General features: G+C 46.8%; 9 protein-coding genes. 5 read left to right on the top strand and 4 right to left on the bottom strand.

The annotated features are described in order from the left end of the window. Positions 1 to 110 (top strand): IS1 family transposase (locus LPW36_RS16665; RefSeq protein ID WP_230608631.1); only part of this gene is annotated, 110 nt, incomplete at its 5' end. 335 nt (positions 111 to 445) lie between these two features. Continuing rightward, the gene (ttcA, locus tag LPW36_RS16670) at positions 446 to 1,369 is read left to right on the top strand and encodes a tRNA 2-thiocytidine(32) synthetase TtcA (protein WP_230611623.1); all 924 of its coding nucleotides are present in this window, start codon (positions 446 to 448) and stop codon (positions 1,367 to 1,369) included. A 70-nt stretch (positions 1,370 to 1,439) separates the two neighbouring features. Here ttcA and zntB read toward each other — a convergent pair whose 3' ends face one another. From zntB to ydiJ, 3 genes are read right to left on the bottom strand one after another with little or no spacing between them, the layout of a single operon-like run. Beyond that, entirely contained in the window at positions 1,440 to 2,423 is a 984-nt protein-coding gene (zntB, locus tag LPW36_RS16675) for a zinc transporter ZntB (RefSeq protein WP_230611625.1), read from the bottom strand. 58 nt (positions 2,424 to 2,481) lie between these two features. Further along, positions 2,482 to 2,904 (bottom strand): hotdog fold thioesterase, encoded by a 423-nt coding sequence (locus LPW36_RS16680; protein WP_230611627.1) that lies wholly within the window; start codon positions 2,902 to 2,904, stop codon positions 2,482 to 2,484. A gap of 28 nt (positions 2,905 to 2,932) precedes the next feature. Next, positions 2,933 to 5,986: a D-2-hydroxyglutarate dehydrogenase YdiJ gene (gene ydiJ / locus LPW36_RS16685; protein ID WP_230611633.1), complete on the bottom strand. Its 3,054-nt coding sequence runs from the start codon at positions 5,984 to 5,986 to the stop codon at positions 2,933 to 2,935. A gap of 290 nt (positions 5,987 to 6,276) precedes the next feature. Here ydiJ and ydiK point away from each other — a divergent pair, with 290 nt between their 5' ends. Then, positions 6,277 to 7,374 carry an AI-2E family transporter YdiK gene (gene ydiK, locus LPW36_RS16690; RefSeq protein WP_230611629.1) on the top strand — a complete coding sequence of 366 codons (1,098 nt, stop codon included), beginning with the start codon at positions 6,277 to 6,279 and terminating at the stop codon, positions 7,372 to 7,374. A gap of 141 nt (positions 7,375 to 7,515) precedes the next feature. On the opposite strand, the gene ppsA is transcribed toward ydiK, so the two are convergent. Beyond that, the gene (ppsA, locus tag LPW36_RS16695; RefSeq protein WP_268991786.1) at positions 7,516 to 9,906 is read right to left on the bottom strand and encodes a phosphoenolpyruvate synthase; all 2,391 of its coding nucleotides are present in this window, start codon (positions 9,904 to 9,906) and stop codon (positions 7,516 to 7,518) included. Between the two features lie 289 nt (positions 9,907 to 10,195). Here ppsA and ppsR point away from each other — a divergent pair, with 289 nt between their 5' ends. Together ppsR and LPW36_RS16705 are read left to right on the top strand one after the other, a co-directional pair. Next, positions 10,196 to 11,017 (top strand): posphoenolpyruvate synthetase regulatory kinase/phosphorylase PpsR, encoded by an 822-nt coding sequence (gene ppsR, locus LPW36_RS16700; protein WP_230611631.1) that lies wholly within the window; start codon positions 10,196 to 10,198, stop codon positions 11,015 to 11,017. 159 nt (positions 11,018 to 11,176) lie between these two features. Continuing rightward, a partial coding sequence (locus LPW36_RS16705; RefSeq protein ID WP_338085959.1) for an IS1 family transposase occupies positions 11,177 to 11,248 on the top strand: 72 nt, incomplete at its 3' end.

The raw sequence follows: 11,248 nt of genomic DNA on the forward strand, positions 1-11,248 counted from the left end.
TGCGAACCCATCTTAAACGGTTGACCCGCAAGACTATCTGCTTCTCAAAGTCAGAAGAAATGCACGATAAGATCATCGGATGGTATCTGACGATCAATCATTACCACTAAATCTGCGTCACGACCTATGTTTGTATACCTTGTCGATTCTAATATATATTCGCCGATTACATCACTGGTATAATTGACAGTTCTGCATAAGATAATTTCATGACAAATTTCTAACTTAACTAATTTGAATCGAATAATGGGCATTATTTTAAGTCAAAACTAACCATATAGAGTTAATTGCTATTGTTTTTTACCATTTTCCCGGTTTTCGCCGTTATCGAAGCCTATTCTTCTACTGACAACACTCTCAATAATCCGTACCATACACCTCCACGATTTCCCGGCAGGTTATCCCCCTGCTAACAGGCAATAATCAGGCAGACAGAGTTACCGCTATGAGCACAACAGCAGCGCTGAGTCAGAAAGAGCAATACAACCTAAATAAACTGCATAAACGTTTGCGCCGCAATGTCGGTGAAGCAATCGCAGACTTCTCGATGATTGAAGATGGCGATCGGATTATGGTTTGCCTTTCTGGTGGAAAAGACAGCTATACCATGCTGAATATTTTGCAAAATTTGCAGCGCAGCGCGCCGGTCAATTTTGAACTAATTGCCGTTAATCTGGATCAAAAGCAGCCAGGTTTCCCTGAACATGTGCTGCCGGAATATTTAAATACGCTGGGTATTGAATACAAAATTGTTGAAGAAAATACCTACGGCATTGTGAAAGAAAAAATACCTGAAGGTAAAACCACCTGCTCTCTCTGTTCTCGCCTGCGCCGCGGTATTCTTTACCGTACTGCAACCGAACTGGGCGCAACGAAAATTGCGCTGGGCCATCATCGCGATGATATTCTGCAAACCCTGTTCTTAAATATGTTCTATGGCGGCAAGCTAAAAGGGATGCCACCAAAGCTTATCAGCGATGACGGCAAACATATTGTTATCCGCCCATTGGCATATTGCCGCGAAAAAGATATTGAGCGTTATGCCGAGGCAAAAGCCTTCCCAATCATTCCCTGCAATCTTTGTGGCTCACAGCCTAACTTACAGCGCCAGGTGATTAAAGATATGCTCAGAGACTGGGATCGCCGTTATCCCGGCAGAATTGAAACCATGTTTAGCGCGATGCAAAACGTTGTGCCATCCCACCTGTGCGACCGTGAACTGTTTGACTTCACCGCAATTCAACAAGGAATGGAAGTGATTAACGGCGGTGATTTAGCCTTTGACCGGGAAGAGTTCCCGCTGCAACCCGCCGGTTTTGTACCGGATGAAAATGAAGATTTAGGTATTAATGTTGTTGAGGTTAAGTAGATAACCTAATCTGCCGATAAACTTAAGGCATCAGCACCGACATTAATGTCGGTGCTGATTCATAACATATCTATAGCCACTTACTCTTTTTAAGCCACCACAAAATCCCACCGCCAACAACCACCAGACAAGTGCAGAAGATGGCAAAAGCATGCGCTTTATCGCCCCCGGGAATTCCTCCAAGGTTGACGCCAAATAGCCCGGTAAGAAAGGTTGCCGGTAAAAACAGCATTGCCATTAATGACATGGTGTAAGTACGGCGGTTCATGGCATCAGCCAGTTGAGAGTTAATTTCATCAACCACCACAACGGTACGAGCAATGGTTGCATCCAGATCGTCCAGACCTCGCCCTAATCGATCGGCAATATCCTGCATCCGGTGACGATCTTCATTGCTCATCCAGGGTAGCCGTTCGCTGGCCAGACGAGAAAACACATCCCGTTGTGGCATTAAGTGACGACGCAGTACGATCAGTTGCTTACGAATAAGTGCAATAACCCCGCGTTCCGGCACCTCTTTATCCAGTAGCCCATCTTCCAGCTCAATCACCTGCCCGTGGATATCATCAATAAAATCACTAACCTGATCGGTCAGAAAATCCAGAATCTCCACCAGCCAGTTGCCACTATGAAATGGCCCGGTTCCCTTTTTTAGTTCATCAACCACTTCATCTACTGCATGAATGGGACGATGACGACTGGAAATAATCAAACTATCGGTAATAAATACTCTCAGCGTTACCAACGGATCGGGAACCGACTCGCTATTCAGATTGATACTGCGAAGAATAATTAATGTTCCATCTCCCTGACGGGCAACCCGCGGGCGACAGCTTTCTCCGGACAATGCCTCTTTAAAACTATCCGGCAGCAGTGACGTGTCGTTTAGCCACTTAAGGCTTTCTGGCTGTTCGTAATCTATATGTATCCAACAGGGCTGTACCGCTGTGGCTTCCGTCTTATCCGTGACCGGCAATATACCGCCCTTGCCGTCTAACTGATAGGCGTGAATCTCCTGTGGAACCTTTAGTTGATTACCGCTTACCTTATTCACATTAATCACCTTAATATCAAATAATCAGATACTTTCTTGTTATTGTAAACACGCGCCACTAACGTAATTTTTTATCCAGTACCGCCGTGGTCAATCGGGAAATACAACAAAGCCGCTCCGCCTCATCATAAATTTTTATTTCCCATACCTGATGACTACGACCTAAATGAATGGCTGTACATACTCCACGAACCATGCCCTGCTTCGCAGCACGAATGTGGTTAGCATTGATATCAATCCCTACTACCTGCGCTTCGCCTTCACAGCACAAATAACCGGCGACAGACCCCAGCGTTTCGGCCAGCACCACTGAGGCACCGCCATGTAACAAACCAAAAGGCTGAACGGTTCGATGATCCACCGGCATAGTCGCTTCCAGACTATTTTCCGTTTGTAGCGTGTAGACAATGCCTACATGTTCGATCATGGTTCCTTTTGACATCAGGTTTAGTTCTGCCAACGTCTTGTGACGTTTCCACATAGATTTATTTACCTTGATTAATGACTCATCACACCAGCTCAAGCAAGGCCTGAAGCGGATGTTTCAATATTACATGACTAAAACGTTTAACCTGACTACGGCACGAATACCCCGTAGCCAGACAGCGGCTGGCATCCTTCCCCTCCAGCGCTTTTTGCCAGGATAAGGCATAAATACCGGCAGAATTATCCAGATTATCGGCTTCATGACCATAGGTTCCGGCCATGCCACAACAGCCAAGGCTGACGTTATTCAATTTAGCGCCAAAGTGGCTAAACAGTTCTTGCCACTGCTTGCCGCTGGCGGGTAGCGTCGTACTTTCTGTACAGTGGCTAAACAGATACCAGGGTGTCGGTTCTGCGCTTTTGGACGGGAAACGGGCCAGATTGGCATTCAGCCATTCATGCACCAGTTGCACTTTAAAATCACCCCGTTTTTCGCCTAAAATCTGGCTGTACTCATCGCGATAGCACAGCACCAGCGCCGGATCGACCCCCACCATGGGTATACCTAATTTAGCCACACGATTCAGCATATCTGCCGTGCGCCGGGCAGTTTTGGCAAACTGCCGTAGAAAACCTTTGATGTGTTGCGCTTTACCATTTGGGCTAAAGGGCAATAACACCGGTTTCAACCCTAGTTTTTCAATCAACTGAATAAAGTCCGCCACGACTTTGGCATCGTAATAGCTGGTAAAGGGATCCTGAACCACTAACACATACTGCTGTTTGCTTTGTGTATCTATTCCTTCCAGTTGCTCCAGCGTCATGGTGCAGGCCTGATGCCCCTGTAGTTGTTGTTTTAGCGTAGGTGAAGAGAGCAGCGGTAAATTCACCATACCAATACTTTTTGCGCCAAGCGATTGAACCCAGGGTTGACGAATAAAGAAGTTAAACAGCTGCGGAGCTTTTGCCATCACTGGCGCATAGTTTTCTACTGACGCAACAATATAGTCTCTGGCCGGGCGGAAGTAACGCGTATGATACAGCTGCAGAAAACGGGAGCGAAATGCCGGAACATCAATCTTTATCGGACATTGAGTGGAACAGGCTTTACAGGCCAGACAACCCGCCATAGATTGCTTAACCTCATGGGAAAAATCATATTCCCCCTGACGCTGGCGCAGGCTGTTTTTAGTCTTGTCTAATAAACTGCGCCAGCTCAAGCGTTGCTCACCTAATCGACTCTCAAGCTCCAGTGGATCAACACCCTCTTCTGCCAATAATCGCAGCCACTCTCGTACCAGCGTTGCACGACCTTTAGGTGAATGAACCCGATTAGCGCTAACCTTCATTGAAGGACACATTGGACTGTTAGCATCAAAGTTAAAACACAAGCCGTTACCGTTACACTCCATAGCACCTTTAAAGGAGGTTCGTACCGCCAATGGAATACGACGGTCGAAAGTGCCACGCTTTACAGCGTCCACCTTGTAAAGTGCATCGTCTCGCCCCATTGGCGGACAAATCTTACCCGGATTCAGCCGATTATCCGGATCAAATACCGCCTTAATGCGACGTAACTCGTCATACAGTTCCGGACCAAAAAAATCCGGACTGTATTCAGCACGGAAGCCTTTGCCGTGTTCTCCCCATAACAAACCGCCATATTTGGCTGTCAGCGCAACGATTTGGTCGGAAAGCTGTTTCATTAACAGCTCCTGTTGCGGATCGCACATGTCCAGCGCCGGACGAACGTGCAATACTCCGGCATCAACATGACCAAACATACCGTAAGCCAGATTATGGCTATCCAGTAGCCCACGAAATTCTGAAATATAGTCGGCCAGATGTTGCGGTGGTACACAGGTATCCTCGGCAAAAGGAATAGGCTTAGCTAAACCCTTCGCATTGCCCAATAGACCTACCGCTTTTTTACGCATCGCATAGATACGTTCAATATCCGCTAAGTCACTACATAACTGATAACCAATGACTCCGGCTTCGCCCTTTTCCATCAGTTGATCCAGTCGGGAGCAGAGAAACTCAGCCTGACGATTAATCAGTTCAGGATCCTGACCGGCAAACTCAACGATATTCAACCCCTGCATATCTTTACCCGGTACATCGGTAATCAGATTTTTCACTGACTCCCAGACAATATCTTCACGGGCCAGATTAAAAACTTTAGAGTCAACTGTCTCGACCGATAGCGCATTAGCCTCCACCATTAACGGTGCGTTTCTCAGCGCTGAATCAAAGCTGTCATACTTAATATTCACCAGTCGACGTAGTGCCGGTAACGGTGTGATATTCAGTCTGGCCTCGGTAATAAATGCCAGAGAACCTTCAGAACCGGTCAGAATGCGTGAAAGGTCAAAGGTTTGCAGGTCATCGCTAAAAACATGCCTGAGATCGTAACCGGTAAGAAAACGGTTCAGCTTGGGAAACTTATCAATGATAAGCTGGCGTTGCTGGCGACACCGCTCCAACACGCTATGGTAAACCTGTCCCGCAGCCGTTTGTTGTAATGCCAGTTGTTCAGCCAGCGCTATCGGCATGGCATGCGTGTCCAGCAATTCTCCGTTAAGCAGAACGCTTCTTAGTCCCAAAACGTGATCAGAGGTTTTTCCATACACCAGTGAACCCTGACCAGACGCATCGGTATTAATCATTCCTCCCAGCGTTGCCCGGTTACTGGTTGACAGTTCCGGCGAGAAGAAATAACCATAAGGCTTGAGATATTGATTCAGTTGATCCTTAACCACCCCGGCTTCAGCCCGAACCCATCCTTGTTCTAAATTCAGCTCAAGAATACGGTTCATATAGCGCGACATATCAACAACGATACCATCGTTTAGCGACTGTCCATTAGTGCCTGTGCCGCCCCCCCTTGGGGTAAACCTGATGGCAGAAAAATCAGCCTGTTGTCCGGTGCGGGCAATCAACACCACATCTGCCGTAGAACGCGGAAACAGAATGGCCTGTGGCAACATCTGATAGATACTGTTATCCGTTGACATACTCAGGCGGTCCGCATATTGGGTGGCGATATCACCGCTGAAACCGGCCTGTTTTAATGCTCCTAAATACTCCTGAACCGGTGAATCAACACCAGGTGCTTGCTTTAGCTGTGGAATCATTGCCATTAGTCTCTTTACGTTATTTTTTATTATGTTCTAAACATTACCCAATCCAGCGAACTAAACTAGCATACTGCTTTATCGTTTGCGTAGCTCATCCATTAAATTTATCGCAACTCTTCGCGCTGTTTCCCAATGTTGATGAAAGGCTAATGATTTATTAACCTGTTTTTGCCAACGCTCAGGCTTAAATGATAGTTATCAGTTTATTAATTAAAATAGCGTAACGGCTAGCTATACCCGATACTATAGCTTAGTTATTAACAATCCTATTTCATGATGAGTACGCCATGACGCAACCAAAAAAAAGTTTTGACCTTGCACGTCTGATGTTTGGAATACTGTTTATTCTTATGATGCTCATTGTCTGCCTTTGGGTGGTTCGGCCTTTCATTTTAGGCTTTGCCTGGGCTGGCATGGTGGTGATTGCAACCTGGCCATTGTTGTTACGAGTGCAAAAATACACGGGGGGGCGGCGAACGCCGGCCGTGATTTTCATGACGCTGCTATTAGTGGTGGTGTTTGTTCTGCCTTTTGGCCTGGTGATTAATAGTATTGTAGACAATAGCGGTCAGTTAGTTGATTGGATAGGAAAACCAGAAAACTGGCATATTCCTAAACTGGCCTGGCTAAATGATATTCCAGGTGTTGGTTACCGCTTGTATCGTAACTGGCAAGCGATGACGGCTGATAATGGTAAAGCGCTGGTTGCCAGCATCCAGCCTTATGCCGGTGCCACTACCACCTGGTTCGTTTCGCAGGTTGCTCACGTTGGTGGTTTTATGCTGCACGGTACGCTGATGGTGGTCTTCAGTGCAATTCTTTACGCTAAGGGTGAAGCCGTGGCTAAAGGCATCCGCCACTTTGCATTACGTTTGGCAGAAAAACGTGGTGAAGCAGCGGTTATTCTTGGCGCTCAGGCTATCCGTGCCGTTGCGCTGGGGGTAGTGGTCACCGCGCTGACTCAGGCACTGCTGGGGGGTATTGGCTTAGCCATATCCGGCATCCCTTATGCCACATTATTAACGGTATTAATGTTTATTTGCTGTCTGGCGCAAATCGGGCCATCGCTTATTCTGTTCCCGGCAGTGTTCTGGTTGTACTGGAGCGGAGATAACACTTGGGGCACTGTGCTATTAGTATGGAGCTGTATTGTAGTTTCCATGGATAACTTCCTGCGCCCTGCGCTGATTCGTTTAGGTGCGGATTTACCATTGTTGCTGATTCTTTCCGGGGTTATCGGGGGATTACTGGCCTTCGGTATGATCGGGTTATTTATCGGTCCGGTGGTGTTAGCTGTGTCGTACCGTTTGATTTCCGCCTGGGTTGATGAGGTTCCTGAGCCGATGGATGAACTACCGGATTTGGAACGGGATCTAACTATTTGATTGGATTGTTTTTGAACTAAATGTCGACGATCTTCCGGCCGTAAAAACGATATTGGATATATCGCCTTTATACCCGGTCGGAAGACCATCTGTACTTAGCTTTGCAAACAAAGCGCACAAACTAAACAACTAACGATGCTATCAAACCGTTTCTGCGCTTTCTTCTGCCAGTGCCACCCAGGTTTTAATAACGGTGTCCGGGTTGAGAGACAGACTGTCGATGCCTTGTTCCATTAACCATGTGGCAAAGTCTTCGTGGTCTGATGGGCCCTGACCGCAAATTCCGACGTATTTACCCTTTTTCTTGGCGGCTTTAATAGCCATAGAAAGTAAGGCTTTTACTGCGTCGTTACGTTCGTCAAACAGTTCGGAAACTACACCGGAGTCGCGATCCAGACCCAGAGTTAGCTGCGTCATATCGTTAGAGCCAATAGAGAAACCGTCAAAGTGTTCCAGGAACTCTTCTGCCAAAAGTGCATTAGACGGTATTTCACACATCATAATCACTTTCAGCCCATCCTGACCGCGTTTCAGCCCTTCATGTGCCAAACGATCGATAACCGCTTTAGCCTGATCCACCGTGCGTACAAATGGGATCATGATTTCAACGTTAGTCAGACCCATTTGGTTACGAACCCGTTTAATCGCTTCACATTCCAGCGCAAAGCAGGCTTTAAAGTCTTCAGAAACGTAACGACCTGCCCCGCGGAATCCCAGCATTGGGTTCTCTTCATGAGGTTCGTAACGACTACCACCGACCAGATTGGCGTATTCGTTAGATTTAAAGTCTGACAGGCGAACAATCACCCGCTTTGGCCAGAAAGCGGCAGCTAGTGTCGCAATACCTTCTGACAGGCGGCCAATATAGAACTCCACCGGATCGTCATAACCAACCATCAGTTCACGGATTTCCTGCTGAACAGACTCTTCCTGCTGGTCAAACTCCAGTAACGCTCTTGGGTGCACGCCAATCATACGGTTGATGATAAATTCCAGACGGGCCAGACCCACTCCCTCATTCGGCAGACGGGCGAAGTCAAAAGCGCGATCCGGGTTACCGATATTCATCATGATTTTTACCGGAATCTCTGGCAGTTGGTTCAACTGGGAACTTTGAACCTTAAAGTCCAGAATATCCTGATAGATAAATCCGGTATCACCTTCAGCACAGGAGACTGTCACTTTCTGCCCTTCATGCAGTAACTCGGTGGCATTGCCACAGCCCACAACCGCAGGAATACCCAGTTCACGGGCAATAATCGCTGCATGGCAAGTTCGCCCACCACGGTTAGTTACGATGGCCGCAGCACGCTTCATGATGGGTTCCCAATCCGGGTCAGTCATGTCGGTTACCAGTACATCACCCGGCTGAATACGATCCATCTGGCTTAAATCGGTAATCACTTTTACTGGTCCCGCACCAATGCGGTTACCAATAGCGCGCCCTTCCGCCAGAATCTCACCGCGCTTGTGAAGCTGGTAACGCTCCATCACTTGTTCATTGGATCGAACCGTTTCCGGACGAGCCTGTACGATATACAGTTTTCCGGTATGACCATCTTTTGCCCATTCAATATCCATTGGGCGGCCATAGTGTTTTTCAATCAACAGAGCCTGATGAGCCAGCTGCTGAATCTCATCATCACGCAGGCTGTACTGTACACGGTCGGCTTCTGGCACATCTTCAATACAAACCTGCTTACCATGTTCCTGACTGTCGGAATACACCATACGAATCTTTTTTGAACCAATGGTACGACGAACGATAGCCGGTCTGTCATTTAGCAACGTCGGTTTATGGACATAAAATTCATCCGGGTTAACCGCCCCCTGTACCACCATTTCACCTAAACCGTAGGCTGAGGTGATAAATACCACCTGATCGAAGCCCGATTCAGTATCAATGGTGAACATAACACCGGCAGAGGCTAAATCAGAACGCACCATGCGTTGCACCCCGGCAGAGAGCGCAACACCGCGGTGGTCATAGCCCTGATGCACACGGTAAGAAATCGCGCGATCGTTAAACAGCGAAGCAAATACATGCTTAATCGCCACCATTACCGCATCAATACCCTGCACATTAAGGAAGGTTTCTTGCTGACCGGCAAACGACGCATCAGGCATGTCTTCAGCAGTTGCTGATGAACGAACCGCAAACGAGGCCCCGACATTACCTTCTGACAGCGTTTGATAGGCCTGGTGAATCGCCTGTTCCAGTTCTGGCTGGAATGGCGTATCGATAACCCAGCCGCGAATTTGTGCTCCGGCATCCGCCAGTGCTTTTACGTCATCCACGTCAATTTGGTCGAGTAGCTGATAAATGCGCTGATTTACGCCACTTTGCTCAAGAAAATCATTAAACGCCTGAGCAGTAGTAGCAAAACCATTAGGAACCGATACACCCAGTTCGCTCAGATTAGTGATCATTTCCCCTAAGGAGGCATTTTTGCCCCCAACACGATCAACATCATGCATTCCCAGTTGGTTATACCAAACAACGTTGTGTTGATTACTATTGATATCAGGCATTAGAGATGTTCCATTATTGAGTCAATAAATCGGATTAAATGACAAAACAAGTTTTATACCGGACAAGTCAAAAATCCAGATACATAAGAAAGCTTACACAGCAATGAACAACTTATGAAATGATTAATCGTTTCCGCATTTAAACTGAGTTTTCTTAAACTTATAATTATTGTACCTTGTTCGTAATCGCGCTTTTTATGCGCATATTCAACAACAATTTTGTTCATATCCATCGAGTGGTTTTAAGAACGTGTTATCTCATCATTAAAATCAGCAACAGGAGAACGCCATGGAGCGTACAGTTTTCTATATTTCTGACGGCACGGCAATTACCGCTGAAGTATTAGGACATGCAGTGTTATCGCAGTTTCCTATTAGTTTGAATCAATACACTATCCCTTTTGTTGAAAATGAGGCAAAAGCCCATGAAGTTCGCCAACAAATTGACGATCTCTATCAGAAAACCCAACAGAAGCCACTGGTGTTTTACTCTATTGTTTCACCGGAAATTCGATCGATTATTGAGGCTAGCCGAGGCTACTGTCAAAATATTGTTCATACACTGGTTGCCCCTTTACAGCAAGAATTAGGTATTGCACCTTTGCCTGCTGCTCATCGTACCCACGGATTAACAGCCAGCAATCTGGTGAAGTATGATGCCCGTATCGCCGCTATTGATTACACTCTGGCGCATGATGATGGTATTTCACTGCGTAATCTGGAAGACGCTCAGGTAATTTTGCTGGGCGTATCCCGCTGCGGTAAAACACCTACCAGCCTCTATTTAGCCATGCAGTTTGGTATTCGGGCGGCTAACTACCCCTTTACCGCCGACGATATGGACAATATTCAACTCCCCGCTGCGCTTAAGCCATTCCAGCACAAGCTGTTCGGCCTCTCTATTGATCCGGAACGGCTATCTGCCATTCGTCAGGAACGCAGAGAAAACAGTCGCTATGCGTCGTTACGCCAGTGCCGTATGGAAATTGCTGAAGTTGAAGCACTGTACCGTAAAAACAATATTCGCTTTATTAACAGCACCAACTATTCCGTAGAAGAAATTTCGACCAAGCTGTTGGATATTTTAGGTATGAGCCGCAGAATGTATTAAAACGTTAAAGGGGGAAGGATGCGGGTCTTCCCCTGTTATTTTTTAGAGCCATGCCTTTACCATCAAACCTTTTCATTGAACAAACTTCCCGATTTATCATCAATATTTGGTCGTGACGCATATTTAGTGTTGTGGTATTCTTCGCCCTTTGGATGATTGATGGCAAAGATTGATGTAGTTTGTCCCCGCTGTTCTGAAACGAGTGATGTGATCCGAAACGGTCATTCCACC

The organism is Limnobaculum eriocheiris (assembly GCF_021010575.1).
GTDB lineage: Bacteria > Pseudomonadota > Gammaproteobacteria > Enterobacterales > Enterobacteriaceae > Limnobaculum > Limnobaculum eriocheiris.